The 26,055-nt window shown below is 70.8% G+C and carries 23 protein-coding genes and 1 pseudogene; 9 read left to right on the top strand and 15 right to left on the bottom strand.

Annotation, left to right across the window (positions count from 1 at the left end):
• Nucleotides 1-22 precede the first annotated feature (22 nt).
• The 3 genes from AB0B28_RS09565 (at nt 23) to AB0B28_RS09555 (ending at nt 4,381) form a co-directional block, all read left to right on the top strand.
• A complete protein-coding gene (locus AB0B28_RS09565) occupies nt 23-1,747 on the top strand; it encodes an ABC transporter substrate-binding protein (RefSeq protein WP_360119025.1) in 1,725 nt (574 codons plus the stop codon).
• Between the two features lie 55 nt (nt 1,748-1,802).
• Complete coding sequence (locus tag AB0B28_RS09560) at nt 1,803-2,840, top strand: LacI family DNA-binding transcriptional regulator (protein WP_360119023.1); 1,038 nt, start codon at nt 1,803-1,805, stop codon at nt 2,838-2,840.
• A gap of 146 nt (nt 2,841-2,986) precedes the next feature.
• Complete coding sequence (locus AB0B28_RS09555; protein WP_360119021.1) at nt 2,987-4,381, top strand: cellulase family glycosylhydrolase; 1,395 nt, start codon at nt 2,987-2,989, stop codon at nt 4,379-4,381.
• Nucleotides 4,382-4,437: 56 nt separating this feature from the next.
• Here the strand turns inward: AB0B28_RS09555 and AB0B28_RS09550 are convergent, their stop codons facing one another.
• Nucleotides 4,438-4,629, bottom strand: coding sequence for a hypothetical protein (locus AB0B28_RS09550; protein WP_360119019.1), 192 nt, complete (start codon nt 4,627-4,629; stop codon nt 4,438-4,440).
• Between the two features lie 234 nt (nt 4,630-4,863).
• Between AB0B28_RS09550 and AB0B28_RS09545 the strand changes: the two genes are divergently transcribed.
• Both AB0B28_RS09545 and AB0B28_RS09540 read left to right on the top strand, forming a co-directional pair.
• Nucleotides 4,864-6,078, top strand: coding sequence for a hypothetical protein (locus AB0B28_RS09545; RefSeq protein ID WP_360119017.1), 1,215 nt, complete (start codon nt 4,864-4,866; stop codon nt 6,076-6,078).
• 259 nt (nt 6,079-6,337) lie between these two features.
• A complete protein-coding gene (locus AB0B28_RS09540; protein WP_360119015.1) occupies nt 6,338-7,618 on the top strand; it encodes a vanadium-dependent haloperoxidase in 1,281 nt (426 codons plus the stop codon).
• 54 nt (nt 7,619-7,672) lie between these two features.
• Here the strand turns inward: AB0B28_RS09540 and AB0B28_RS09535 are convergent, their stop codons facing one another.
• The 4 genes from AB0B28_RS09535 to AB0B28_RS09520 all read right to left on the bottom strand — a co-directional run bounded on the left by AB0B28_RS09535 (nt 7,673) and on the right by AB0B28_RS09520 (nt 13,634).
• Complete coding sequence (locus AB0B28_RS09535; protein WP_360119013.1) at nt 7,673-8,461, bottom strand: aminoglycoside phosphotransferase family protein; 789 nt, start codon at nt 8,459-8,461, stop codon at nt 7,673-7,675.
• Nucleotides 8,462-8,488: 27 nt separating this feature from the next.
• Nucleotides 8,489-9,628: a signal recognition particle-docking protein FtsY gene (gene ftsY, locus AB0B28_RS09530; RefSeq protein ID WP_360119011.1), complete on the bottom strand. Its 1,140-nt coding sequence runs from the start codon at nt 9,626-9,628 to the stop codon at nt 8,489-8,491.
• Nucleotides 9,629-9,703: 75 nt separating this feature from the next.
• Nucleotides 9,704-13,246 carry a chromosome segregation protein SMC gene (smc, locus tag AB0B28_RS09525; protein WP_360119009.1) on the bottom strand — a complete coding sequence of 1,181 codons (3,543 nt, stop codon included), beginning with the start codon at nt 13,244-13,246 and terminating at the stop codon, nt 9,704-9,706.
• Nucleotides 13,247-13,445: 199 nt separating this feature from the next.
• Nucleotides 13,446-13,634, bottom strand: a complete 189-nt coding sequence (locus tag AB0B28_RS09520; protein WP_360119007.1) for a hypothetical protein — start codon at nt 13,632-13,634, stop codon at nt 13,446-13,448.
• A gap of 338 nt (nt 13,635-13,972) precedes the next feature.
• Between AB0B28_RS09520 and AB0B28_RS09515 the strand changes: the two genes are divergently transcribed.
• The 3 genes from AB0B28_RS09515 (at nt 13,973) to mutM (ending at nt 16,372) form a co-directional block, all read left to right on the top strand.
• Nucleotides 13,973-14,704, top strand: a complete 732-nt coding sequence (locus AB0B28_RS09515; protein ID WP_360119005.1) for a CAP domain-containing protein — start codon at nt 13,973-13,975, stop codon at nt 14,702-14,704.
• Nucleotides 14,705-14,874: 170 nt separating this feature from the next.
• On the top strand, nt 14,875-15,498 hold the full coding sequence (locus AB0B28_RS09510) for a response regulator transcription factor (protein WP_360119153.1): 624 nt from the start codon (nt 14,875-14,877) through the stop codon (nt 15,496-15,498).
• A 43-nt stretch (nt 15,499-15,541) separates the two neighbouring features.
• Nucleotides 15,542-16,372 (top strand): bifunctional DNA-formamidopyrimidine glycosylase/DNA-(apurinic or apyrimidinic site) lyase, encoded by an 831-nt coding sequence (gene mutM, locus AB0B28_RS09505; RefSeq protein ID WP_360119003.1) that lies wholly within the window; start codon nt 15,542-15,544, stop codon nt 16,370-16,372.
• 241 nt (nt 16,373-16,613) lie between these two features.
• On the opposite strand, the gene rnc is transcribed toward mutM, so the two are convergent.
• The 9 genes from rnc to AB0B28_RS09460 form a co-directional block, all read right to left on the bottom strand.
• The gene (rnc, locus tag AB0B28_RS09500; RefSeq protein ID WP_360119001.1) at nt 16,614-17,330 is read right to left on the bottom strand and encodes a ribonuclease III; all 717 of its coding nucleotides are present in this window, start codon (nt 17,328-17,330) and stop codon (nt 16,614-16,616) included.
• A gap of 12 nt (nt 17,331-17,342) precedes the next feature.
• Entirely contained in the window at nt 17,343-17,516 is a 174-nt protein-coding gene (gene rpmF / locus AB0B28_RS09495; protein WP_360118999.1) for a 50S ribosomal protein L32, read from the bottom strand.
• A gap of 27 nt (nt 17,517-17,543) precedes the next feature.
• Nucleotides 17,544-18,104 (bottom strand): YceD family protein, encoded by a 561-nt coding sequence (locus AB0B28_RS09490; protein ID WP_360118997.1) that lies wholly within the window; start codon nt 18,102-18,104, stop codon nt 17,544-17,546.
• 120 nt (nt 18,105-18,224) lie between these two features.
• A complete protein-coding gene (locus tag AB0B28_RS09485) occupies nt 18,225-18,734 on the bottom strand; it encodes a hypothetical protein (protein ID WP_360119151.1) in 510 nt (169 codons plus the stop codon).
• Between the two features lie 62 nt (nt 18,735-18,796).
• Nucleotides 18,797-19,306 carry a pantetheine-phosphate adenylyltransferase gene (coaD, locus tag AB0B28_RS09480; protein ID WP_360118995.1) on the bottom strand — a complete coding sequence of 170 codons (510 nt, stop codon included), beginning with the start codon at nt 19,304-19,306 and terminating at the stop codon, nt 18,797-18,799.
• On the bottom strand, nt 19,303-19,860 hold the full coding sequence (rsmD, locus tag AB0B28_RS09475; protein WP_360118993.1) for a 16S rRNA (guanine(966)-N(2))-methyltransferase RsmD: 558 nt from the start codon (nt 19,858-19,860) through the stop codon (nt 19,303-19,305). The genes coaD and rsmD overlap by 4 nt, the downstream gene beginning before the upstream one ends.
• Nucleotides 19,861-19,970: 110 nt before the next feature.
• Complete coding sequence (gene recG / locus AB0B28_RS09470) at nt 19,971-22,136, bottom strand: ATP-dependent DNA helicase RecG (RefSeq protein ID WP_360118991.1); 2,166 nt, start codon at nt 22,134-22,136, stop codon at nt 19,971-19,973.
• Nucleotides 22,133-23,722 (bottom strand): DAK2 domain-containing protein, encoded by a 1,590-nt coding sequence (locus tag AB0B28_RS09465; protein WP_360118989.1) that lies wholly within the window; start codon nt 23,720-23,722, stop codon nt 22,133-22,135. Before AB0B28_RS09465 ends, recG begins: the two co-directional genes overlap by 4 nt.
• Before the next feature lie 368 nt (nt 23,723-24,090).
• Nucleotides 24,091-25,269: a hypothetical protein gene (locus AB0B28_RS09460; RefSeq protein ID WP_360118987.1), complete on the bottom strand. Its 1,179-nt coding sequence runs from the start codon at nt 25,267-25,269 to the stop codon at nt 24,091-24,093.
• Between the two features lie 386 nt (nt 25,270-25,655).
• On the opposite strand from AB0B28_RS09460, the gene rpmB reads away from it, so the two are divergent.
• Nucleotides 25,656-25,847: a 50S ribosomal protein L28 gene (gene rpmB, locus AB0B28_RS09455; RefSeq protein ID WP_030157716.1), complete on the top strand. Its 192-nt coding sequence runs from the start codon at nt 25,656-25,658 to the stop codon at nt 25,845-25,847.
• Here the strand turns inward: rpmB and AB0B28_RS09450 are convergent.
• Nucleotides 25,844-26,055, bottom strand: a pseudogene (locus AB0B28_RS09450) (hypothetical protein); the annotation flags it as partial. The gene rpmB and the pseudogene AB0B28_RS09450 sit on opposite strands and share 4 nt — an antisense overlap.

Below are 26,055 nucleotides of genomic sequence, written 5' to 3'. Positions count from 1 at the left end.
CACACATCGAAGGCAGTGCGACATGACAAAGCGGCGTTCCCTCCCCGCGATATTCGCCACGGCGGCCCTGGCGGCCTCCGCGTGCACCGACGACGAGCCCTCACCCGTCCTCGACCCGAGCAAGCTGACGATCGACGAGTTCCCGCGCAGGGAGACCCTCTACACCACCGGCACGGCCTGGGGCCCGCCCGGCGACTTCAACCCCTTCACCACCGGCCAGGTCACCGGACTCAACGGCCTCGGCTACGAATACCTCTTCCTGTTCGACACCGTCGAGCAGCGCCTCACCCCGTGGCTGGCCGAGTCCGGCGAGTGGACCGGCGACCTGGAGTTCGTGCTCAAGCTGCGAAGCGGCACCACCTGGAGCGACGGCCAGGCGCTCGACGCCGAGGACGTGGCCTTCACGTTCGGCCTGGCCAAGATCGACGGCGCGCCCAACGGGGCGGTCTGGGACTGGCTCGACGCGGTCGAGATCGTCGACGACCTGACGCTGCGGTTCAGCTTCAGCGAAGCGCGCCACCAGGAGTGGGACAACTTCATCTACACCAACGAGATCCTCCCCGAGCACGTCTACTCGGCGTACTCCGAGGAGGACCTGCTCACCGGGAACCTCGACTCGGCGCCGGTCGTCTCGGGACCGTACGAGGTGCACAGCTTCGACGAGGGCCGCATCGCGTGGGTCAGGCGCGAGGGCTGGTGGGCCACCAAGGCGCTCGGGATGGAGGTGGGGCCGAGATTCATCGTGGACCTGGTGACCCCCTCCAACGCCGACACGCTCAACATGCTCGTGGGCGGGAGCCTGGACCTGGCGAACAACTTCCTGCCGGGGATCTCCGACTTCCTCTCGGGCGACCCGGAACTGAGCACCTACTACGACCGGCCGCCGTTCATGACCGCCGCGAACACCGCGATGCTCATCCCCAACACCACCCGCGAACCCATGGACGACCCGGAGTTCCGCCGCGCGATGGCCTTCGCGATCAGCCCCGGCGAGATCGTCGACTCCGTCTACGGCGGCATCGTCGCCGAAGCGAGCCCGACCGGGCTGCTGCCGATCTGGGAACGCTATTACGACTCGGGGGCCTTGGGCGAGTACGGGTTCACGTTCGAGTCCTCGCAGGCGCTGACGATCCTCGCCGACGCGGGGTACAAGGACGAGGACGGCGACGGGTTCGTCGAGACCCTCGAAGGGGAGCCGTTCGCGCTCAAGCTCGTGGTCCCGGCCGGGTGGACCGACTGGGAGGAGGCGGCCCGCTCGATCGCGCGCGACCTCCAGGACGTGGGGATCAACGTCACCGAGGAGTTCATCGACGCCGCCGAGGTCGACACGAACCGCATGGCGGGCGACTTCGACCTGCTCATCAACAACTACTCGGGTATAACCAACTCGCCGTGGAGCCACTACCGGTACCTGTTCGAGCTGCCGGTGGGCGAGACCCAGGAGAACGCGAACTTCTCCCGCTGGGAGAGCGAGGACGCGTGGGAGCTCACCCAGGAGCTCGCGTCGGTCGCCACCGACGACCCGCGCTACCCCGAGCTCATCGCCGAGCTCCAGCGGATGTCGCTGCGCGACCTTCCCGCGATCCCGATCTGGTACAACGGTGCGTGGTCGCAGGCGAGCAACGCGGTGTGGACGAACTGGCCCTCCGAGAACTCAGAGACTCCGGGCGTCATCTCCAACTTCTGGCAGGAGATGTGGGGCCTGGGGGCCGTGCGGATGCTGACCCAGATCAGACCGATCGAGTAGCGACCCGGCACTCGCGCCGCACCGCGAGCCGACGCCACACCGACGAGGAGCCCACATGACCAGACGCCCGACCATCGCCGACATCGCTCAGGCCGCCGGTGTGTCCAAAGGTGCGGTCTCCTACGCGCTCAACGGCAGGCCGGGGGTCTCGGCGGCGACCCGGGAACGGATCCTCGCGATCGCCACCGAGATGGGCTTCGTGCCCAACCGGGCGGCCCGCTCGCTCTCGGCGTCGACCGCGCAGGCAGTCGGACTGGCGCTGCGGCGGCCCGCCCGGGTGCTCGGCCTCGAACCGTTCTTCATGGAGCTCATCAGCGGCATGGAGTCCAAGCTCTCGGCCGAGTCCTTCGGCCTGACCATCCAGCTCGTGGTCACGCAGGAGGAGGAGCTGGAGGTCTACCGGCGCTGGTGGGCCGAGCGGCGCGTCGACGGGGTGCTGCTGTGCGACCTGCATGTGGACGACGTGCGCGTGGAGGCCGTCCCGGCGCTCGGGCTGCCCGCGGTGGCCGTGGGCGGCCCGATCGAGAGCGAGCGGCTCGCGTCGGTGTGGCACGACGACCACGAGCCGTGCGCCGAGGTGCTGGAGTACCTGTACGCGCTGGGGCACCGGCGGATCGCCCGGGTGGCGGGCCTGCCGCACCTGCTGCACACCACGTACCGGGACTCGGGGTTCGGCGAGGCGGCGGCGCGGCTGGGCCTGGAGTCGTTCCAGAGCATCCACGCCGACTACACCGGCGAGCAGGCCGCGCGGATCACCCGGCGGTACCTCACCTCGACGCCCCGGCCCACCGCGATCGTGTTCGACAACGACGTGATGGCCATCGCGGGCCTGGGCGTGGCCCACGAGCTGGGCATCGCGGTGCCCGAGGAACTGTCGATCGTGGCCTGGGACGACTCGCCGCTGTGCCGCCTGACGCATCCGACGCTCACCTCACTGACGAGGGACGTGACCGCGTACGGCTCGCGCAGCGCCGAACTGCTGCTCGCCAGGCTGAAGGACCCGGCCGCGGCGGGGGCCGGACCGGCCCCGTCGATCCGGTGCCCGACGGCGTCGCTGTCGCCCCGCGGCTCGACCGGGCCGGCGGTGGCATGAGGCGCTTTCGCGGTTCAGTTGCGTTAAGCGCATCGAGTCACTTTGCGCCACAGGGGATCGCATTTCTTTGTATTGACCTCCATACATATATATGCTTCTCTATATTGAGATCGGGTGAACCGATTCATCAAGAGAGAAGGAGTTCGATGACGACTACCCTCACCGGGGCCTCCGGGCCCCGCCAACGAAGCGCGGTCAGAACCTGGCTCACCGCCGGTCTGACCGCGCTCACCGTCGCCCTCGCCGGCATCTGGACGCTGCTGCCGGCCAGCGCCCAGACCGAGGGCGGCTTCACGATCGACGGCACGCAGCTGATCGACGCCAACGGCAATCCGTTCATCATGCGCGGCTCCACCCACCCCGACGTGTGGTACCAGGGAGAGTGGGACAGCTACGGCGAGATCAGCGACCTCGGCGCCAACACGATCCGGGTCGTCCTCGGCTCGGGCCAGCGCGACTGGGGCATCACGACCCCCGACCGCGTCGCCGACATCGTCGCCGAGTGCAAGGCGCAGCGGGTCATCTGCGTGCTGGAGGTCCACGACACGACCGGCTACGGGGAGGAGTCGGGGGCGGCGACCCTCGACGAGGCCGTCGACTTCTGGGAGGGCGTGTACGACGTCCTCGCGGGCGAGGAGGCCTACATCCTGGTCAACATCGGCAACGAGCCGATCGGCAACACCGACGCGGGGCAGTGGACCCAGGCAACCATCGACGCGATCGAGCGGATGAGGGACATCGGCTTCGAGCACACGCTCGTGGTCGACGCTCCCAACTGGGGTCAGGACTGGCAGCAGGTCATGCTCGCGAACGCTCCCCAGGTGTTCGCCGCCGACTCCGACGCGAACACGCTCTTCTCCATCCACATGTACCAGGTGTACGGGACCGCGCAGTCGGTCGTCGACTACTTCGACGCGTTCGAGGCGATGGACCTGCCGCTCATCGTCGGCGAGTACGCCTACACCCATCAGGGTGAGACCGTGGCGTGGGAGACCATCCAGGCCGAGGCCCAGGCGCGCGGGATCGGCTGGATCGGCTGGTCCTACTCGGGCAACTCCGACCCGATCCTCGACCAGTTCCTCAACTTCGATCCCTCCCAGATCACCACCGCCGGGGAGGCGATCTTCGAGTCCCAGTACGGGATCGTCAACACCGCCGAGCGGGCGAGCGTGTTCGGGGACGACCCGGACCCGACCGACCCGACCGACCCCCCGACCACCGATGAGCCGACCGAGCCCGTCGAGGGCGATTGCTCGGCGGCGATCACCGTGGTCAACGATTGGGGTTCGGGCTGGCAGGGCCGGGTCGACGTGACCGCTTCGGAGGGCGCGCTGGAGGGGTGGCGCCTGACGTGGTCATGGCCCGCCGGGCAGGCGGTGTCCTCGTCGTGGAACACCACGCTGACCAGTTCGGGGGCGAACGTGACGGCCCAGGACGTGGGCTGGAACGGTTCGGTCGCCAGCGGCCAGAGCCGTGAGGCGTTCGGGTTCATCGCGACCGGCGCTGCCGCTACTCCGGCCGTGACCTGCGAAGCGCTTTGACCGAAGACGCAGAGCGGGCGGGAGACCTGTGGTCTCCCGCCCGCTCTTCGCGCGTATTAGCCGTTCTTGGTGGGGAGCTGGAACTTGCCCGGCCCGCCCTTGGGCATCTGCGAGCGCACGTTCGACTTCTTGCCGATCGGCTGCTTGGCCTTGCCGGTCTTCTTGCCGCGGGCGAGCGCGCGGCGCTCTTCGCGGTTGAGCGGCTCGGCGTTCTCGTCGTGCTGCGGCTCGGGAGCTTCCTTGGTCATACGGATCCCCTTCTCGGGTATTGAGCGTGAAGAGACGTGAGCGCGAAACGGAGGCGGCCCGTGGGCCCGCTGACTCGACGTCTCTAGGATTGCGCTTCTCTCGTATTGGCCGCTGCACTCGATGCATCGCACGGCCGCATCTCTTCTAAAGGATCATGCCGCTCACTCTAGCGCCCGCGGCCCCCGGGCACAACGGGGTTTGCGCGCGCCTTCGCGGTGACTACGCTCATACGCATGACCCAGCCCCGAATCGCCCGGCTCGCCCGCGTGCGCACCGCGGCGCAGGACGCGATGCGCGGCGCGCGGTGGTGGACGCTCCTGGACTTGGAGAAGACGCTGCGCGCGGACACCGAGTTCTGGCGGGACCTGTGGGCGCCTTCGCTGTCGATCGCGGCCCACAAGGTCGGTCTGGCGGGGGCGCGCAAGCGCCTGGACGAGGCGATCGAGGCGGGGTTCCACCAGACGGACCTGTTCGAGCCCGAGCTGTCGGCGGCGTTCGGGACCGACCCGGACTGGGCCGCTTTGCTCGAGCGGGCGAAGGCGAACGTGCCCGAGCCGCCGCTGCGGATCACCGCTTGGCCCGAGCCGGGCCCGGCCTCGGCGCTGGTGCTGGAGCGGGCGCAGCCGCACCGGGAGGGGCAGCTGCTGGCGCGGGTGCCGGGAGCGGAGGCGGGCGCGTGGGACACGGCGCTGACGCTGCTGGCGTGGACGGCGGACCTGTGGCGGCACGCGAACGCGCGCATCAACGCCGGGGACGCGCTCGACGTGCTCGAACAGGTCGCGCTGGGGGCCCGCTACTCGTGCGTCGAGTACTCGATCGTGCTGGCGCAGGCCCTGAACGCCCGGAAGGTCCCGGCCCGGCGGGTGTGGCTGCGGCGCGGTGATTACCACGACGGCGTCGGCCAGGGCCACGCCGTGGCCGAGGCCTGGATCGACGACCTCGACCGGTGGGTGCTCCTGGACGGGCAGCACGGCGCGTACTGGGTGGACGAATCGGGGACGGCGTTGAGCCTTCCCGAACTCCAGCGACGCGAGCGCCCGGCGAAACCGGTCCACGTGGGCAGGCGCGCGGGGATTCAGGACGTGGACTTGTGGGCGGCCTACTTCGCGCACGCGTCGGTCTCGGGTGCGGCTTGGGCCCCGGAAGGCTACGTGCCGCTGTTCCAAGACGGCCAGGTCCTGCCCACCGAGAGGCTCCTGCGCGAGGCGGGCGACGCCTATCCGCGCCTCTCCGATCTCGCCGTGGCCGTAGTGGCCGAAGCCGGAACCGCCGCGATCCGCGTCGACCCGATCCACCCCTATGCCGAGGCCGCCACCTGGGACGGCGCCCCGCTCCCGAACCGCACCAAGGCGATCCCCCGCGACAGCGGCACCCACCGAGCCGACCTCGCGGCGGTGACCCCTTACGGCCCCTTGGCTTCTCGCGAACTCCACTGGACCGCCGCGTGATCCGGGCCCACAATGTCTAGTATTCCGATAGGAATACTGTTATAGTCGATTCATGAAGCCCGCCAACACACTCGTGCAGCGGCGCGAAGTCGACCAGATGCGCGTCGCCAGCGCCCTCTGTCGCTGAGAACCCTGCCGCTTCCCGCCGCAGCGCCTCCACGACGCCTCCGATCCGGCGTCCGCTCACCGACCCGACCGGGTGCACAGGCACCGGTCGGCACGGTCCCCGACTTCCCCACCACGCAACCGAAGGAGCTCCATGTCCTCCAACGATGCCGCACGCACGTCAGTCTCACGCCGCACGATCATCGCCGCCGCGCCCGTCGCCGCGGCGGCGGGCATCACCGCCACCGCGTCCCCGGCCTCGGCCGGGAAGGGCCGCCATTCGGCGGTCCTGTCCTGGTTCGACGTCACCGACGCGGCCGTCACCGCGACCGCCGCCACGGCGCAGGTCACCAACAGCCGGACCTGGGCCATCGCCTGGCTGGCCGCCGCGCGGGCCGTACGGCGAGTCCCCCACGGGGTCAACGAGAAGCACTTCCGGGAGGCGGCGCTCGCCTCGGCGGTGCACACCGCGCTCATCGCGCTCGCGCCCGCTCAGGCCACCGAACTCGATGCCGCCCTTGACGACGCGCTCGCACGCGTCCCGAACGGCAAGGCCAAGCGCAAAGGCGTCGTGGCCGGCGCCGACCGCGCCGAGGCGCTCCTGGTCGAACGCGAAGGCGACGGGCTCGACCCCGCGTCGGTGAACCCGCCGTACACGCCGCCGCCCGCCGGGCCCGGGGTGTGGCAGCCGACCCCGCCCGCGCACGGGCCGGGACAGCAGGCGGGCACCCGCTTCGCCGTGCCCTTCGCGCTCGACTCGGCCGACCAGTTCCGGCTCGACCCTCCCCCGGCGCTCGGCTCGGCGGCCTACCGGGCCGACGTGGCCGAAGTCCAGGCGTACGGCGCGCTCGACAGCGCCGTGCGGACCCAGGAGCAAACCGACGTGGCGCAGTTCTGGCTCGGCAGCTCGTTCGTGCTGTACAACCCGGTGCTGCGGGCGGCCCTGGAACACCACCGGGGCTCACTGCGCGAACAGGTGACGCTGGTGGCGCTGTTCCACACCGCGTCGGTCGACACCCAGATCGCGACCTCGGACTCGAAGTACGCGCACGTGTGGTGGCGGCCGGTCACGGCCATCGCCGGGCCGGTCGACGACGGCGACCCCGAGACCGTGCCCGACCCGGACTGGACCCCGCTGCACGTCACGCCCTCCCACCCGGACTATCCGAGCGGGCACAACACCTACTCCGGTTCGGCCGAGGAAGTGCTCACCCAGCTCGTGGGCGACGGGCCGGGCGCGGCGTACACGATCCCGAGCCCGAGCGCGCCGGGCGTCACCCGCACGTACACGACCTGGCATCCGCTCACGACCGAGAACATCGACGCGCGCGTGTGGTCGGGCATCCACTCGCGCGCGGCCGACCTCGCCGGGGTCGAGCTCAGCCGGGCCGTGGCCGCGTACGTGCTCAGCCGGTCGGACGACCTGCTGGCCTGACCTTCTTCAAGGGGTGCCCCGGTCGCGTCCTCGCGGCCGGGGCCTTTCACTGCCTCAGCGCAGGGCCTCGTCCAGGATGTAGCGTTCGGCGTCGAGGAGGCGGAGGTCGCGGGCGGGGCGGCGGAGGTGGCCTTTCTCCACGATGCGTTCGAAGGCCGGGTCGCCGGCCTGGGCCATGCGGCGGATGCCTTCGATGTGGTCGACGATGCGCTTGCGGATGACCTTGATGAAGCGCTGGCGGTCGCGGTCGGAGAGGCCGTAGGCGTCGGCGAACATGCGCAGGCGCCGGGCCCGGTCGGGTTTCTTCCAGCCCAAGGTGATCGAGTCGCGGTCGGTGAAGATCGGGACCCAGGTCCAGGCCGCGTACGCCACGTCGTAGATGCGCGCGCCGGGGCTGGCGAGGTCGAAGTCGATCAGCGAGAGCGTCCCGTCGGGCCGCCAGACCACGTTGTGGGGAGCGGCGTCGTGGTGGCAGATGACCTCGGTGTCCGGCGGCGGGGGGCCGAAGGAGCGCCAGGTCGCGCCGGGCGAGGGCCGGAACCCGAACTGCGCGTCGTGGAACATGCGGAGCATCTTCGCGACCGCGACCATGGTGTCGTCGGTGGTCCAGTGCGGCGCGAGCGGGTACTTGCCCGGCTCGCCCTCCACGAACGAGAGCACCTCCCGGGCGTGCTCGTCGATGCCGAACACCCGCGGCGCGCCGGTGAACCCGGCGCCGTCGAGGTGGCGCAGCAGCGCGTGCACCGCGGGGGTCCAGGGTCCGGTGTTCCGGCGGACCGTGTCCCCCAGCCGGATGACCGTGCTCGTGTTGCCGCCAATAAGCGGGATCTCGTCTTGGCTCACCGGTCTCCGCTGTGCCTCTGGTCCTGACTAGCTGTCGGCGCCGTCGACGATCGCGTCCACGAACGCCCCGACCTCGAACGGGGCCAGGTCGTCCGGCCCCTCTCCGAGTCCGACCAGCTTAACCGGTACGCCCAACTGCCGCTGAACTGCGATGACGATCCCGCCCTTGGCCGAACCGTCGAGCTTGGTGAGCACGATCCCGGTCACCTGGCAGACCTCGCCGAAGACCTTCGCCTGCTGGAGGCCGTTCTGGCCGGTGGTCGCGTCGAGCACCAGCAGCGTCTCGGCCACCGGGCCCTGCTTCTCGATCACGCGCTTGACCTTGCCGAGCTCGTCCATCAGCCCGGACTTGTTCTGGAGGCGGCCCGCGGTGTCGACCAGGACCACGTCCACGCCCTCGTCGGCCCCGGCCTTGACCGCGTCGAACGCGACCGAGGCGGGGTCGGCGCCCTCGCCGCGGCGGACCACCTTCGCGCCCACGCGGGCGCCCCAGGTCTCCAGCTGCTCGGCGGCGGCGGCGCGGAACGTGTCGGCCGCGCCCATGATCACGGTCTTGCCCTCGGCGATGAGCACGCGGGCCACGCGGCCGCACGTGGTGGTCTTGCCCGAGCCGTTGACGCCGACCATCATGATCACGGCAGGGCCCTCACCCGAAGGCGAGGCGGTCGCGATCGAGCGGTCCAGGTCGGGTTCGAGGACGGCCGTCAGCTCGGACTTGAGGAGGCTGCGCAGCTCTTCGGGGTCGCGGGTGCCGAGGACCTTGACGCGATCGCGGAGGCGGTCGACGACCTGGGTCGTGTCGGCGATCCCCACGTCGGCCGAGAGGAGCGTCTCCTCGACCTCGTCCCACACGTCGTCGTCGAGCTTGTCGCTGGCCAGCAGCGCGAGCAGGCCCTTGCCGAGCGCGTTGTTGGAGCGGGCCAGGCGCGAACGCAGCCGCACCAGGCGGCCCGCGGCCGGTTCGGGGGTCTCGACCTGCGGCTCGGCCACAGCGGCCGGTGCGGTGGCCTCCTCGGCCACCGGCTCAGGGCTGGGCGCCTCGACCTGCGGTTCCTCGGCAGGGGCGTCGACCTCGGCCGACCGCGACGCGCGCACCGCGACGGCGATGCCGACCACGGCCGCGGCCAACACGACGGCGGCGACCAGCCAGATCCACAGGTTGTCCACAGGGAGTCCTCCAGCGACGATCTCGATTCTCAGCGCGCGGGCGAACGCGCACGAACCCACTGTACTGGGAGGGTGTCAGTCCTCTTCGCGGGAGAACTTCTGGCTGATGACCTGCGTGACACCCGAGCGCATCGTCACCCCGTACAGCGCGTCGCCGATCTCCATCGTGCGCTTCTGGTGGGTGATGATGAGCAGCTGCGAGTTCTCCTGGAGGCGGCGCAGCAGGTCGAGCAGGCGGCCCAGGTTCACGTCGTCGAGCGCCGCCTCGACCTCGTCCATCAGGTAGAACGGGCTGGGGCGGGCGCGGAAGATCGCCACCAGCAGCGCCAGCGCGGTCAGGGACCGCTCGCCGCCCGAGAGCAGCGAGAGGCGCTTGACCTTCTTGCCGGGCGGGCGGGCCTCGACCTCGACGCCGGTGTGGAGCATGTCCTCGGGGTCGGTGAGCAGGATGCGGCCCTCGCCGCCGGGGAACACGGTCTGGAAGACGCTCTCGAACTCGCGGGCGGTGTCGGCAAAGGCCTCGGCGAAGACCTCTTGGATGCGGTCGTCGACCTCCTTGACGACGGTGGTGAGGTCGGCGCGGGTCTTCTTGACGTCTTCGAGCTGCTCGGAGAGGAACTTGTAGCGCTCTTCGAGGGCGGCGAACTCTTCGAGCGCGAGCGGGTTGACCTTGCCGAGGAGTTTGAGCTCCCTTTCGCCGCGGGAGGCGCGCTTCTCCATCAGGGCCCGGTCGAAGTCGCCCGGCCGCGGTTCGGGCCTGCCTTTCTCTTCGGCGGCGGCGATCTCCTCGGCGGTGGGGGGCACCGGCTGGTCGGGGCCGTATTCGGCGATGAGCGTCTCGATGTCGACCCCGAATTCGGCGCCGGCCTTCTCTTCGAGCTGTTCGATGCGCAGGCGCTGCTCGGCGCGGGCGACCTCGTCGCGGTGGGCCGCGGAGGTGATGCGTTCGAGTTCGGCGGCCGTCGCGCCCGCGCGGGTGCGCAGGTCGGCGAGGGCGGCTTCGCGGCGGGACTGCTCGGCGGAGACGCTGTCGCGTTCGATCGCGGCGGCTTCGAGGGAGTCGGTGAGCTGGACGCCCGCTTCCTCGGCGGCTTCGGCCACGAGCGCGGCGACGGCGGCGCCGCGGGCGCGGGCGGCACGGCGGGCTTCGGCGCGGGCGCGGGCGGCGCGTTCGGACTGGGCCTGGCGGGCGAGGGCGTCGGCCCTTCCGGCGAGCGCGGAGGCGCGCTCTTCGGCGGTGCGGACGGCCAGGCGGGTCTCCATCTCGTTCTGGCGGGCGGCGTCGAGCTGGCGGGAGAGGACGTCGCGTTCGTCGGTGGAGGGCTCTTCGATCGCGGGGAGGGATTCGAGTTCGTCGAGGCGCGCTTCGAGGTCTTCGAGTCCGGCGGTGTCGCTCTCGCGGGCGGACTGGGCGCGGTCGCGGGCCTGGGCGAGGCGGGCGACCTCGGCTTCGGCGCTGCGGGCGGCGGCGCCGAGTTCGGCGAGGCGGCGGGCGACCACGCTGCGGGCGGCGTCGGCCTGGCGCTGCTCGGCGCGGACCGCCTCGGCGGCGGCCTCGGCGGCGGCGAGATCGCCGCGGGCGGATTCGAGCTGCTCGGCGAGCTGGGCGGCGAGGGCTTCGGCGGCGATCTTGCGGTCGCGCGCTTCGTCCACGGCCGCTTGGATCTCGATGAAGGACTGGGCTTTCGCCGAGCCGCCGTGGGCGGCACCGGCGCCGAGCACGTCGCCTTCGCGGGTGACGGCGGTGAGTTCGGGGTGGGCGGCCACGAGGGCGCGGGCGCCGTCGAGGTGCTCGGCGACGACCATCCCGGCGAGGACGGCGCGGACGGTGGAGGCGAGGTCGGGAGGTGCGGTGACGAGGTCGGCGACGGCTTGGAACCCGGCGGGGACGGGAACCTGCGCGCGCGATCCGGCGACCAAGAACGATGCTTGGCCCCCGTCTTCGTCGCGGAGGATCCGGATCGCTTCGGCAGCCGTATCGGGGCCGGTGACGGCGATGGCGTCGGCGAGGCGGCCGAGCGCGGCGGCCAGCACGGCCTCGTAGCCGGGTTCGACGGTCAAGAGCGCGGCCACCGAACCGAGGACGCCGGGGACGGTCTCGGACCGGGCCAGGAGGGTCGCGGCGCCGTCCTTTCGGCGCAGGCCCACGGCGAGGGCCTCTTCGCGGGCGGCCCACTGGGAGGCCTCGCGGTCGGCGTCGCGTTCGGCGGACTGGAGTCGGTCGGTTTCGGCCTTGGCCGCGGCGACGCGGGCCTTCGCGGCGGCCACGGCTTCGTCGAATTCGCTGTTCGCTTCGGCCGCTTCGCTTTCGGCCTCGGCTTCGGCGTGGGCCTCGGCGGCGGCCTCGGCCCGTTCGCGGGCTTCGGCCAGCGCGGTGGCGGCGCGGTCGAGTTCTTCGGCGGCGGCGGCGGTGCGGGTCTGGAGGGAGTCGACGCGGCCGCGGAGGGTGGCGAGGGCTTCGCGGCGCTCGGCGGCGGCCTTGACGGCGGTGACGATGCGCTGCTCGGCGTCCGAGAGCGCGGTCTCGGTCTCCTCGCGGGCCTCGACGGCGGCGGCGAGACGCTCGGAGTCCTCGGCGATGGACTCGCGCAGGTCGATCTCCTGCTCGCGGATGCGCTGGGCCTCGGTTTCGAGGACCTCGGGGTCGCGCCCGGACCGGTCGTCCTGCTCTTCGGCGAGGTAGCGGCGGCGTTCGGCGGCGAGCTGGGCGGTCGAGCGGAGGCGCTCGGCCACGGCCTGGAGGCGGTACCAGGTCTCCTGGAGGCGGGCCAGGCGCGGCTTGTCGGCGGCGTGCGCGGCGTCGACCTCGGCGACCTGGGCGGCGAGGCGCTCGTGCTCTTCGGCGAGGACCTCGCGGCGCTCGGTCAGGGCCGCCTCGTCGGCGAGGTCCTTGGCGATGTTGCCGCGCAGGGAGGCGAGGTCGTCGGCGAGGAGGCGCAGGCGGGCCTCGCGCAGGTCCATCTGGATGGTCTGGGCGCGGCGGGCCAGTTCGGCCTGGCGGCCGAGGGGTTTGAGCTGGCGGCGCAGTTCGGCGGTGAGGTCGGCGAGGCGGTCGAGGTTGCCCTGCATGCCTTCGAGTTTGCGCAGGGCCTTCTCTTTGCGCTTGCGGTGCTTGAGGACCCCGGCGGCCTCCTCGATGAACGCGCGGCGGTCCTCGGGGCGGGCGTGCAGATAGGAGTCGAGCTTGCCCTGGCCGACCAGGACGTGCATCTCGCGGCCGATCCCGGCGTCGGAGAGGAGGTCCTGGACGTCGAGGAGGCGGCAGCGGTCGCCGTTGATCTCGTATTCGCCTTCGCCCGAACGGAACATGCGGCGGGTGATCGAGACTTCGGAGTAGTCGATGGGGATCGCGCCGTCGGAGTTGTCGATGGTCAAGGTGACCTCGGCGCGCCCGAGCGCGGGGCGGCCGGTGGTCCCGGCGAAGATGACGTCCTCCATCTTGCCGCCGCGCAGGGACTTCGCGCCCTGCTCGCCCAGGACCCAGGCGATGGCGTCGACGACATTGGACTTGCCTGAGCCGTTCGGCCCCACGACGCAGGTGATCCCCGGCTCGAAGCGCAGGGTCGTGGCCGAGGCGAAGGACTTGAATCCCTTCAGCGTGAGGCTCTTGAGGTACAAGGATCGCTCCGGCGTGCGTCGACTCGGGAACAGGACCGTCCCAGCCTACAAGGCCCGACCGACCGAACCGGGCACTTGAAAGGCGGCAAAGGGGACGAACTGCGACGGGAACGAGCGGCGGCCCGGCCCCGGACATGGCAATGCGCGCCGGCCGTCTCGCAGCTGGCGCGCTGATGTTCTGTTGTCGCGGGCGAAACGCCTAGGTCAATGCGGGTTCTTGCATCCGCATCAGCTCCTCGACCGAATCGTGTTCGATCTCGTCCTCGCGGGCCCGAAGCTCGGCGAGCTCGGACTCGAGGTTGCGTACTCGCGCGCGTAGCTGGACCACTTCTTCGAGCAGGCGCTTGTTGGGAGCCTGGCCGATGTGGCCGTAGAGGGCTTTCGCCATAATTTCTCCTTGCGATCACGTCGAGTGGTGGCGTTGGCGTACGCACCACGAATAACGTCGCATTTGCTGAGTGAATTTTGTTAGCCGCCGGGGCCGATTGCCCCTTGCCGGACCAGTGGAGCACGGCTCGTGAACACTGGCCGTCACCCACTATCTTCCGCCCAATCGGCGGTCTTCGTCAAGCTTTGCACAGGGTTTGACCCCCAGATTCGACGGGGGTCACACCTATGGGGGTAGCTCACGCCAGGATCGGGCCTCGCGGGGCGGACGCGAACCTGGTAGGTTCGCGGAAAATCCGAATATTCCACACGTAACCCCACGTGACGAGGCCGTACCCCATGCGCAGACTCCAGGGCGGACGCCACCGCGATCCCGCCGAGAGCCGCCGCAAGTTGTTCCTTGCGATCCTGGCGACCTTCGGTCTCGCGGCCGCGGCGACCTCACTGTGGGCGCTCGACTCGCCACTGGACGGCGCGGCCGCCCACGACGGCGGCAAGGGCGGCTCGGTCGAGGAGACCACCGCCGAAGTCCTCCCCGAACTGCTCCTCGGCGAAGCCGACATCCGCGCGCAAGAGGCCGAAGAGGCCCCCAGCAGCGAAGCGCCCACGACCACCGAGGAGACGTCCGCCGCGGACGAGGGCGACAGCGGCGGCAACGGGGGCGATGACGGCGGGAACTCCGGGGGCGGCTCGGCCTACGCCGACACCGAGTCGGCCGTGCTCGACATCGTCAACCGCGAGCGCGGCTCGGCCGGCTGCGACCCGCTCGAACGCGACTCGCGCCTGGACACCGCGGCCCGGCTGCACGCCGAGGACATGGCCGCCAACGACTACTTCGACCACACCTCGCAGGACGGCCGCAGCCCCACCGACCGGGCCAATGCGCAGGGCTACCAAGGCGGCGTGGGCGAGAACATCGCGTACGGCTACCGCGACGCCGAAGCGGTCATGGAGGGCTGGATGAACTCCGAAGGCCACCGCGCCAACATCCTCAACTGCGGCTACGACGTCATCGGGATCGGCGTGGCCGACCGGGGCGGCACGCTCTACTGGGTCCAGAACTTCGGCTGATCGCCGCGCATTATCGCAGGTGAACCTCGACCAGACCTCTTACTGTCGTCCATCCGACTCAACGCTGGACTGGACGATTACCAACAGTCATGCTGGTGTGGCCGCCTGAACGGGTGCGCGACTGGGGAGGCGCGAAAAACCTGAAGGACGAGGTGCCAACCGTGCGTGTCATGCTGTACGACCCGAACCAGGTCTTCTCCGCCAGCATCCGACCCCTGCTCCACCGACGCGGTGACATCCCGGTCGAGGCCCGCAGCGCCCGCGCGCTCGCCGCCGCGAACGAGCAGATCGACTGCTGTCTGGTCGCACTCGAAGCGGTCTCCCGCAACCGGGTCCTGACCGACTGCAAGCGGCCGGTATTCCTCATCACCGACCGCGAGGACGGCTCGGTACTGCGAAAAGCGGTCTCGGTGTCGGCCGCGGGAATAGCCAACACCCACATCATGCCCGGTGATCTCCTGCACGCCATCGACACCGGACTGCACAGTCCGCCCTATTACGATCCGCAGCTGCTGCGCGCGGCGCTCCAGCCCGCGCCGCTCCTCGGCGACCAGGACGCGCTCGAACTCGCACACCACCTCACGCCCCGGGAGGACGACGTGCTGCGCCGCATCGTGCGCGGCGAACCCACCAGCCAGATGGCCACCCAGATGGGCGTCTCGGTCTCCACCGTGCGGTCCCACGTCCAGAACGTGCTCGGCAAACTCGGCGTCAACTCCCGGCTGGCCGCGATCGCGTTCGCGCTGAACTACGGCATCGACACCGTCAGGGAGCAGCACCCGCAACTGAGCTAGCGGCCGGGACGGGGCGCCGCGGCGCCCCGGTCATACTTGGGACGTGCCTGAACTACCTGAAGTCGAGACGGTCCGCCGCGGAGTCGACGCCGCGTTCCGCGGCGGCCGCATCAGCGCCGTCGAGGTCTACAACCCGCGGACCGTGCGCCGCCACGCCCCCGGCATCGCCGATTTCCAGGCGGGCCTGCGGGGCCTGGCGATCACCGGGAGCGGGCGGCGCGGCAAGTTCATGTGGCTCGGCCTCGATGACGATCGCGCGCTCGTGTGCCATCTGGGCATGAGCGGCCAGCTCCACGTGGTCACCGACGGCCGCGCGGCCCACAAGCACCTGCGCGGCCGGATGCGGTTCACCGACGAGCGCGAACTGTGGTTCATCGACCAGCGCACCTTCGGGTTCTGGGAACTCGCCGAGATGGAAGGCGCGGTCCCGAAGACGCTCGGGCACATCGCGCCCGACGTGTTCGAGGCCGAGTTCGACGCCTCAATGAGCGCCGACCGGCTCCTCAAGCGCCGCATCGAGGTCAAGAAGGCCCTGCTCGACCAGGGGTGGATCTCCGGGGTCGGGAACATCTACGCCGACGAGGCCCTGTGGCGCTCCCGCCTGCGCGGCAGGCGCACCGGTGACTCGCTCTCGCGCCGCAAGGCCCTCGAACTGCTCGGGCACGTCAAGGACGTGCTCACCGAGTCCCTCGCGGTCGGCGGCACCTCGTTCGACGAGCTCTACGTCGACGCCCGCGGCGAGGCCGGGTACTTCGCCCGCGAACTCGCCGTCTACGGCAGGGCGGGCCAGCCGTGCCGCCGCTGCGGCACCGCGATCGCGCGGGAAGTCATCGGCGACCGCTCGGCCCACTACTGCCCCAAGTGCCAGAAGTAGCCGAGCCACTCGCTCCACCACTCACCGCTGCCCCACGTGTCAGAAGCAGCCGCGCCCCGGCCTTCGTTCACTCTTTCGGGCGACTTTCGGCCCCCACGACCCGATTCGAGCCCGATCTTGTCGGACCCCCGCGCGAATATTGGCGCTTCCTTCTCCCCTTGGGTGGGTGGGGGTTTGGGATGGTATTGGGGGCACGCGAAAAGGACGGCCCCGGAACCCGGTGCCGCCCTTTCGTCGAGTCTCAGCGCTGCTTGACGCCCATGCGTTCGGACAAGACCTGCCACGCCAGTTGCGCGGCGATCTGCTCCGCGTCCTTCTTCGAGCCGCCGGTGCCCTCGCCGAACTCCTCGCCCGCGACCACGGCCCAGGCCGTGAACTGCTTGGCGTGGTCGGGACCGGACTCGGTGATGCGGTACTCGGGCACGCCGAGGCCCGAATCGGCCGTGAGCTCCTGGAGGCTGGTCTTCCAGTCCAGGGCCGCGCCCTGGCCTGCGGCCTCCTCCATGAGCGGGTCGAAGAACTGGTGCACCACCCGCGTGGCGATCTCGACCCCGTACTGGAGGTAGACCGCGCCGAGCAGCGCCTCCACCGCGTCGGCGAGGATCGAGTTCTTGCCCCGGCCGCCCGAGGACTCCTCGCCCTTGCCGAGCATGAGGTGCGGGCCGATACCGCCCGCGCCCATCCGGCGTGCCACACCCGCCAGCGCCTTCATGTTCACCACGGAGGCGCGCAGGCGCGCGAGCTGCCCTTCGGGCAGTTCCGGGTGATTGCGGTAGAGCGCGGTGGTGACCACCAGGCTGAGCACGGAGTCCCCGAGGAACTCCAGGCGCTCGTTGGTGGGCAGGCCGCCGTGCTCGTAGGCGTAGGACCGGTGCGTCAGGGCGAGACGCAGCAGGTCGGGGTCGAATGCACGAACCCCGAACACCGCTTCGAAATGCTGTATCGCCTTGTCGCCCATGCGCGAGAGGACTTAGGCCTCGAGGACCTGGCGGCCCTTGTACGTGCCGCAGACCTCGCAGACCTGGTGGCCGCGCTTCTTGGCGTGGCACTGCTGGCACTCGACCAGCTGCACCGGGGTCGCCTTCCACTGCGACCGACGGTGCCGGGTGTTGCTGCGCGACGTACGACGCTTCGGAACAGCCACTTCAGAACTCCATACCTATACGCTGTGCTATTTCGATTCGCCGTCGGCGAGTCGAAGCTTGTCCAAACCGGCCCAACGGGGGTCCACGGTCTCGTGACCGTGGCCTGCGGGCAGTTCATCCCAGGGGACGCCGCAATCGGCGCACAGTCCCGGGCAGTCAGGTCGGCACAGCGGGGTGACCGGCATCGCCAGCACCAGCGCGTCCCGAACCGCGGGCTCCAGATCGAGCATGTCCCCCTGGAGCCGCAAGATCTCGTCGGCTTCCGTGGTCGCTTCCGTGACGGAGCCTTCATAAGCGTACAGCTCCTGCACCCGGACGCTGAGAGCGTCCTGCACGGGTGCGAGGCACCTCGCACACTCGCCTTCGGCCACGCCCGCGACCTCGCCGGAGACGAGGACCCCTTCGCTGACCGAGGTCAGGTCGAAGTCGAGTGCGAGCGGGGCCCCGGCGGGGACGGCGTACCCGGGCAGACCGAGATCGGCGGGCGCGGGGACTTCGAGCGCGACGTGCGTCGTCGAGCCCGAGGTGCGCCCCAGCTCCGCGGTGTCGAACACCAGCGGCGCGGTGGGATCCGGAACGGTCGTCATGGGTGTACTGCGGTCCTTACGTCAGGGAGATGCGCCTCGATCGAGGCCGACCGGTAATGCTACATCAACCCCGGGAGCAGCGCCTACCCGGCATTCGCGGGCGTGAGTCAGATCCGGGGATCAGATCTGCGGGAGGGGCTTCTCCTCCTCGGGCTGCTCCTGCTGCGGCGTGAAGGAGCCGATCTCGCGGAGGGTGTGCATCTTGTCGCGGCCCCGTTCGACGCCGGAGAGGGCGCGGTGGAGGAACTGCTCGAAGTTGGCCAGGGTGGTGTCGACGTACTCGTCGACCTCGTCGCGGAGGCGCTGGGCCTCGCCGCGGGCCTCGGCGATGATGCGGTTGCCCTCGTGCTCGGCCGAGACGGTGATCTCGTGGCGCGAGACCAGGCGCGCGTGCTCGGTCTCGCCCTCGTTGATGATGCGCTCGGCCTCGCGTTCGCCGGCGTCGATGATCTTGTCGCGTTCCTGGAGCATCGCCTCGGCGCGGCGCAGGTCGCCGGGGAGGTCGGCCTGGAGCTCTTCGAGCAGGGCGATCATCTCCGCTCGGTCGACCTTGCAGGCGCGTGACATGGGCACGGCCTTGGCCTGCTCCACGTAGGCGATGATCTCTTCGATCCGGTCGAGCGCACCCACCGATTTGCTCCCGTCGATGTCATTCATTGGGACATTGTCCCGGATGAGGGTCTGAAACGTGGCTAATCCTGTCCCAAACGCTCGATGAGTCGAGACTGGACGATTTCGGGGGCGTAGGGCGAAATGTCGCCGCCCCATTTCGCCACGTCCTTGACCATCGAGGAGGAGAGGAAGGAGTACAGGGGATTCGTAGGGATGAACACGGTCTCGATGCCTCGCAAGCCGTAGTTCATTTGGGCCATCTGCAGTTCGTAGTCGAAGTCCGAGACCGCGCGGACGCCTTTGACGAGGACGCCGGCTCCGTGCTTGACGCAGAAGTCGACGACGAGTCCTTGGGAGGACGCCACTCGCACGTTGGGAATGTCCGCGGTGGTCTCGCGGAGGAGCTCCACTCGTTCCTCGACGCTGAACAGCGTGTTCTTTGAGGCGTTGTGGAAGACCGCGACCCACAGTTCATCGTACAACTGGGCGGCCCGTCCGACGATGTCGAGATGACCGTACGTCACCGGATCGAATGACCCCGGGCAGACGGCGATCCGTGCTTCTGGTGTTCCTGTGCGATCGAAACTCACAGCGCGTGACCGTAACAAAGAGCCGTGGTGCCATAGCGGCGGATGCGGTCTTCTGCGATCTGGGGCGGCCACGGGACGGCGGCGGCCTTGCCGCCGCGTTCGACGACCACGTCGGCGTCCGGTGCGAGCCAGTCGTTCTCGACCAGGGACGCGAGCACGTCGGCGATGGCCTGGTCGGTGACCGCGTACGGGGGGTCGGCGAACACGATGTCGAAGGGTTCGCCGGGGGCGTTCTGGAGGACCTTCTCGACGGAGGCGGCGACGACTTCGGCGCCGGTGACGCCGAGGTCGGCTATGTTGCGGCGCAGGAGCTTCGCGGTGAGGGAGTGCGATTCGACGAACAGGGCCGCTGCGGCGCCGCGCGAGAGGGCCTCGATCCCGACCGCGCCGGACCCGGCGTAGAGGTCGGCGAAGCGGAGTCCTTCGAGGTCGCCGCCGGGGGCGAGGGAGTTGAACAGCGCCTCCCGGACCCGGTCGGAGGTGGGCCGGGTGCGGTCCCCCGGTGGCGTGGCGAGACGGCGGCCCTTGAGGCTGCCCGCGATGATCCTAGTCATTTGGGCCCTACTGTAATCCGCTCGCGGGGAACGCGAGTGCCCTCGGCGTCGCGCGCGGGCCCCTTACCCCCTTACGGCCGCTGAATCCTACAGGATATATCCTATAGGATTCAGCCTTTCTCCAGGTACTCGCCGCGGTCGGCGGCCAGGTCGTCCACGAGGGCCGCGAAACGGGGCTCGGATTCGAGCGAGGGATCGGCGCCGATGAGCGCGGCGGCCTCGGCTCTGGCGTCGGCGATGATGTCGGCGTCCTTGAGCAGTGAAAGGAGTTTCACGTGCGATTTGACGCCGGACTGCGCAGCACCGAGCACGTCGCCTTCGCGGCGCTGCTCCAGGTCGAGTTCGGCCAGCGCGAAGCCGTCGGTGGTGGAGGCGACCGCGTCGAGGCGTTCGCGTGAGGTGCTGGCCTCGTGGGCCTCCGAGACCAGGAGGCACAGGCCCGGGTGGGTGCCGCGGCCGACGCGGCCGCGGAGCTGGTGGAGCTGGGAGATGCCGAAGCGCTCGGCGTCGAGGATGACCATCGCAGTGGCGTTGGGGACGTTGACGCCGACCTCGATCACGGTGGTGGCCACGAGGACGTCGACCTCGCCCGCGGCGTAGGCGCGCATGACGCGGTCCTTCTCGTCGGCGTCGAGGCGGCCGTGGAGGAGGCCGAGGCGAAGGCCCTGGAGGGGGCCTTCGCGGAGCTGCTCGATGACCTCGATGACGGCCAGCGGCGGGCGGCGGTCGCCTTCGGTCTTGGGTTCGGTGTCGCCCACGCGGGGGCACACGACGTAGGCCTGGCGGCCCGCGGCGACCTCTTCGCGGACCCGGTCCCAGGTGCGCTGCATCCAGCGCTGGTCGGTATAGGGCACGACGTGGGTGGCGATGGGGCTGCGGCCCGCGGGCAGTTCGGTGAGGCGGCTGGTCTCCAGGTCGCCGTAGACGGTCATGGCCACGGTGCGCGGGATCGGGGTGGCGGTCATGACGAGGGTGTGCGGGGGCCTTCCGGCCTTGGCGCGCAACGTGTCCCTCTGTTCGACGCCGAAGCGGTGCTGCTCGTCGACCACGACGAGGCCGAGGTCGGCGAAGTCGACGCCTTCGTAGAGGAGCGCGTGGGTGCCGACCACGATCTCGGCGGCCCCGGAACCGACGTCTTCGAGGACGGCGCGTCGCTGGGCGGCAGTGGCCGAGCCGGTGAGGAGAGCCACGCGGGTGGCCTCGGGGGGTGCGCCGAGCGCGCCGCCTTCGGCGAGGTCGCCGAGCATCTCGGTGATGGAGCGGTGGTGCTGGGCGGCGAGGACTTCGGTGGGGGCCAGGAGGGCGGCCTGGCCGCCGTGGGCCACGACTTGGAGCATCGCGCGCAACGCCACGAGGGTCTTGCCGGAGCCGACGTCGCCTTGGAGGAGGCGGTGCATCGGGTGGGGGCGGGCGATCTCGGCGGCGATCTCCGCGCCGACCTGGATCTGCCCGGCGGTGCGTTCGAACGGGAGGCGCTCGTCGAAGGCGTCGAGGATCGCGCCGCCCCTCGGGTAGGGGGTGGCGGCCTCGGCGGCGGAGGCGGCCTTGCGGCGCACCAGGACGGTCTGGAGGACCAGGGCCTCCTGCCATTTGAGGCGCTTCTTGGCCGCGCCGAGCGCTTCGTGGGAGTCGGGGCGGTGGATCTGGCGCAGGGCGGTGCCGTAGTCGAGGAGGCCGAGGCGCCCGCGCACGGTGCCGGGGAGCGGGTCGGGGGGTGAGGGGACGAGGTCGAGGACGGTGCGGACGGCTTTGGCGATGTTCCAGGTGGGGAGTTCGGCGGTGGCCGGGTAGACCGGGATGAGGGTCCCGGCGAACTCCTCGATGGCGCCGGCCTGGTCGTCGGCGTCTTCGGCGAGGAGCTGGTACTGCGGCGAGTTGAGCTGGAGGCGGCCGCGGAACTGGGCGACCTTCCCGGCGAACAGGCCCCAGCGTCCGGCGGTGAGTTCCTTCGCGCGCCAGGACTGGTTGAAGAACGTGAGGGTCAGGGACCGCCCGGCCTCGTCGGCCACGATCACTTCGAGGAGGTCGCGGCGGCGGGCCTTGCCGCCGCGTGGAGTGAAGGTCTTCTTGACGGCCGCGCGCACTTGCGCGGCCACGGTGACCTCCTCGCCGAGCGCGAGGGAGCCGAGGTCGGTGCGCTCGCCGCGCTGGGCGTAGCGGAAGGGGTAGTGGCCCAAAAGGTCCCCGGCGGTCTCCAGGCCGAGCCCGTCGGCGAGTGTCTGCGCGGTGGCCTTGCCCAGGACCTCGCGCAGGCGGGTGTCCAGCCCGATGGTCATTCGGCTCCGATCTGCAACAGCGGTTCGTCGTCTCCGGCGGGCAGATGCTGGACTTCGACCAGCGGCCACGCCTCGCGGACATGATCGCTCAAGGCTGTGACAGTTTCGGGGCGCGACCCGGCGCCGGGCAGGACGGTGAGCAGTTCGGCCCCGGCCTCGCAGAGGCGGTCGGCCAGGTCACGGGCGGCCTGCTCGGGTTCGTCGAAGATCCCGAAGTCGGCTTCGCCGACGGCGACGGCGATCCCCTCGATCTGCGAGCGCAACTCCCCTACACGGCAGGCGGTGGCCGCTTCGGCCATCGCGGCCACGTCGTCGTCAAAATCGCGGTCGGGGTCGTGGACGGCCACTGCCGCGAGGCTCTGGACCACGGCGTGCACGGGGACCACGGCGGCCCGGAACCCGGCGCCGCGGGCGGCCTGGACGGCCTCACGGGCCGCGCGGGCGGCCTCGGGGGTGTCGGTGAGGACCACGGCGTCCGGGGCCCCCGCGTCGCGCGCGTGAGCGAGCACGGCGGCGGCGCGCTCGACCGGGGCGGCGAGGCAGCGTTCGCCTTCGAGGAGCTCGCGGACGCGGGAGGCGGCGGTGACGACCAGGACGGCCCGCTTGGGGTCGACGTCGAGGGCGGGCGGGTGGTGGACGGCGCTGTCGTCGAAGCGGGTCACCGAGATCCGGTGGACCCGGCCGCGTTCGATGCCCGCCTCGATGGCCGCGCCGATGTCGTTGACGTGCACGTGGACGTTGAACGTGGTGACGTCCACGGCCGCGCGCGAACCGATGATGACCACCGAGTCGCCCAGGTCGGTGAGGCGGTGGCGCAGGTCGGACGCGGCGGCCGCGTTCGCTTCGAGGAGGTACTGGACCTCGTAGCCGTAGACCTCCGAGCCGCTCTCGCGCGGGACCTCCTCGGTCTCCTCGACCGCGCGCACGCGGTGGCGTTCGAGCAGGTCGAGCGCGCCGGTCGAGACCATCCCGGTGAGGGTCTCCACGAGCGCCTCGATGATGAGCGCGAGGGCGAGGCCCCCGGCGTCCACGACTCCGGCGCGGGCGAGCGCGGGGAGCTGGCCGGGGGTGGCGGCGACGGCTTCGGCCGCGCCTTCGGCGGCGGCGCGGGCGGTGGAGACGAGCCCGAACGGGGCGGCCTTGGCGGCGGCGGAGGCCGCGGACTCGGCCACGGTGAGGATGGTCCCGGCGGTGGGGACGGCGACGGCCGCGGTGGCGGCGTCGGTGGCCGCGCGCAGTCCGGCGGCGAAGGCTTTGGCGTCGATCGCGTCGGCGTCCCAGGCGTCGGCGAGGCCGCGGAGCATCTGGGCGAGGATCACGCCGGAGTTGCCTCGGGCCGAGAGCAGGGCCCGTCCTGCGGCTTCGTCGAGGAGCGCGGCGAGGGCCAGGCCGGGGGTACCGCCTTGGAAGGCGGCCTGGAGGGTCGCGAGCATGTTCGTCGCGGTGTCGGAGTCGGCCACGGGGAACACGTTGAGCTCGTCGACGCCGCGGCGGTGGCGGGTCAGCGAGTCGATGGCCCGCGCCGCCCAGTCGCGCATGATGTCGGCGTCGAGGAGCTGGCGTCCGGTCTCAGGGATTTCCACCACGGGCCATGAGGATACGCGCTTGTTCGGCCGGTGGGAACCGCACCGCTGGCCGAAGCCGCGCTCCCCGGTCGCAGGATCGCTCCCGAACCGTCGCGACAGCGCCGTGCCTGCGGCCGCCGGGCCAGGTGGCGGTGTCGTCCCGTGCCGGTGCGGGTACGACTCGCGCCCCCGACCGCGGGGGCTAGGGCGTGTTCGGGAACTCGCGGTGAGTCGGTATCGGAGTCCATTCGTTCGCTCGGGAGGCCGAAGGCCTTCCCGATACCGGTGTTGGATCGGGAAGGCCGACAACGAAGCGAGCGAGCGAATGGGCCGGATAACGGCCGCCGGGGGTTCCCGAACACGCCCTAGCGGCGCGGGTTCGATCCTCGTTACAGGTCGCCGAAGCGGATGCTCATCCGGAGGGATTCGAGCAGCTCGGCCTGGTCGGGCGCGGCGGTGCCGACGAAGGCCTCATAGCCGGTCTCGGCCTGTACGAGCGCGACGTAGACGACGGCGTCGGCGCCGGTGTAGGTGCGGAACTGGCCCGAGCGGCCGTCGATCCAGTAGGACTCGGAGGTGACCTCGGCGGGGGTGCCGCCGAGGAGTTCAGCGGTGATCGCGGCGTCGAAGGCCTCGGCGAAGTCGCCAATCGCCGAATCGGCGGTGATCGCGAACGTGTCGGCGTTGAGCGGGCCCACGTACGCCGAGCCGGTGCCGTCTTCGGCGGCGATGCCAGTGGCGGAGCTGAAGACCGTGGGCGCCGCGGCGCCTTCGGCCCAGGTGGTGGCCGCGCCGCTGGAGACGAAGCGGAGCGCGCCGGGCCCGGCGACCAGGACCGGGTCGGTCTCGACCGGACCGGCCTCCTGGGTCTTGATCGTGCCGGTCGGGTCCTCGGAGCCGCCGCCGCCGAAGGGCTGGAAGATCAAGACCCCGCCGACGCCGAGCGCGACCACGATGACCAGGACGCCGACGAGCACGAGCCACATCGGGCCCTTGCCGCCGCCTTTGCCGCCCTTCTTCTTGCGCTTGATCGCGTCGGGCGCGCCCCACGGCTGCGCGCCGCCGCCGGAGACGGGGACGAGCTGTCCGCCTTGGGGGCCGAACTGGCCGCCGCCGAAGGGCGGCTGGCCGTACGGGGGCTGGCCGCCGGGAGCCGAGACGGGCATCCCGGAGGCGGGGATCGAGGAGACCGGGGGCATGCCCGGGGCGGGCATCCCGGAGACGGGCATCCCGCCACCGCCGCCGAAGGGATCGGACGCGGGCATGCCGGGCTGCGGCTGCACGGGCGAGTCGAACGGCGAGACCGGCACGCCCGGGGGCGGCCCGTACTGCTGCGGCTGCGAAGGCATGCCGGTGGGGCCGCCGACGTACTTGACCGTGCCGTCGACGTCCTCGACCGGGACCTGCGGGCTCATCTGCTGAGGCTGGCTCATCGGCTGAGACATGCGCTGACTCTCCGGCGACCACGGCGGAGGTTCCTCGGTCGGCGGCTGCTCGTTGGGGCGGTAGACCGGGGGCTGCTGCTGCGGCTGCCAGCCGTCGGCGGGCTGCTGCGGGGTGTTGCTCATGTTCGACTCACCAAAGAAGCTATGGGCATCGGCACATCACTGTATGCGGCCAGCCTACGGGATCACAGCTCATCCTAGAGTCACCGACGGTAGCCGACCGCGGCAGCCGCCACAGTACAGAGCGGCCGTCGAGCGTCCTCCCAGGACCGACCAGACCGGTGCGTACCGGTCGCCCGTGCGCTTGCGGCGCATGCGCATCGCCTCGGCGGTGCGGGGCCCGGACACGGGTCCGGAAACGGTCCGGACCCCGGGTGGGAAGGCGCCGCCGAGGCGCTGTGGCGCAGGTCCCGCCACCTGGATGGGCACCGCGCATCCCGGTCCGTTAGAATCGTTGGGTTGCCCGCCGTCGGGTGGGCCGAATGAACGTCAAGCAGGAGTTTTGGATTATGTCGAGCGTGTGTGAAGTCTGTGCCAAGCGCCCCGGCTTCGGCAACAACGTCCCGTGGTCCCACAAGAAGACCCGTCGTCGTTGGAACCCGAACCTGCAGACCATCCGCATCGCGACTGGCTCCGGCGACAACAAGCGCCGCGCCAAGGTCTGCACCTCGTGCATCAAGGCCGGCAAAGTCACCCGCTAAGGGCTGACGCCGAATAAGACGCACGCCGCCGGAGGGCAATGCCCTCCGGCGGCTTTTCGCGTCCCCGAACGCAAACGAAATGCCACGCGGCACGCGCAGTCGCAGAAGCACGCGGCGATGCGGCGATGCGGCGATGCGGCGATGCGGCGATGCGGCGATGCGGCGATGCGGCGATGCGGCGATGCGGCGATGCGGCGATGCGGCGATG

The sequence above is a fragment of the Glycomyces sp. NPDC046736 genome (assembly GCF_040645615.1).
Taxonomy (GTDB): Bacteria; Actinomycetota; Actinomycetes; order Mycobacteriales; family Micromonosporaceae; genus Glycomyces.
This window is presented reverse-complemented; position numbering and strand designations above follow the sequence as displayed.

Coding starts and splice junctions, on each gene's coding strand:
- AB0B28_RS09555 (WP_360119021.1), top strand. CDS start 2,987: ATGACGACTACCCTCACCGGGGCCTCCGGGCCCCGCCAACGAAGCGCG.
- rnc (WP_360119001.1), bottom strand. CDS start 17,330: ATGGGCGACAAGGCGATACAGCATTTCGAAGCGGTGTTCGGGGTTCGT.
- AB0B28_RS09510 (WP_360119153.1), top strand. CDS start 14,875: ATGCTGTACGACCCGAACCAGGTCTTCTCCGCCAGCATCCGACCCCTG.
- rsmD (WP_360118993.1), bottom strand. CDS start 19,860: ATGACTAGGATCATCGCGGGCAGCCTCAAGGGCCGCCGTCTCGCCACG.
- AB0B28_RS09545 (WP_360119017.1), top strand. CDS start 4,864: ATGACCCAGCCCCGAATCGCCCGGCTCGCCCGCGTGCGCACCGCGGCG.
- AB0B28_RS09550 (WP_360119019.1), bottom strand. CDS start 4,629: ATGACCAAGGAAGCTCCCGAGCCGCAGCACGACGAGAACGCCGAGCCG.
- AB0B28_RS09460 (WP_360118987.1), bottom strand. CDS start 25,269: ATGAGCAACACCCCGCAGCAGCCCGCCGACGGCTGGCAGCCGCAGCAG.
- AB0B28_RS09565 (WP_360119025.1), top strand. CDS start 23: ATGACAAAGCGGCGTTCCCTCCCCGCGATATTCGCCACGGCGGCCCTG.
- AB0B28_RS09560 (WP_360119023.1), top strand. CDS start 1,803: ATGACCAGACGCCCGACCATCGCCGACATCGCTCAGGCCGCCGGTGTG.
- AB0B28_RS09520 (WP_360119007.1), bottom strand. CDS start 13,634: ATGGCGAAAGCCCTCTACGGCCACATCGGCCAGGCTCCCAACAAGCGC.
- rpmB (WP_030157716.1), top strand. CDS start 25,656: ATGTCGAGCGTGTGTGAAGTCTGTGCCAAGCGCCCCGGCTTCGGCAAC.
- recG (WP_360118991.1), bottom strand. CDS start 22,136: ATGACCATCGGGCTGGACACCCGCCTGCGCGAGGTCCTGGGCAAGGCC.
- AB0B28_RS09515 (WP_360119005.1), top strand. CDS start 13,973: ATGCGCAGACTCCAGGGCGGACGCCACCGCGATCCCGCCGAGAGCCGC.
- AB0B28_RS09540 (WP_360119015.1), top strand. CDS start 6,338: ATGTCCTCCAACGATGCCGCACGCACGTCAGTCTCACGCCGCACGATC.
- AB0B28_RS09490 (WP_360118997.1), bottom strand. CDS start 18,104: ATGACGACCGTTCCGGATCCCACCGCGCCGCTGGTGTTCGACACCGCG.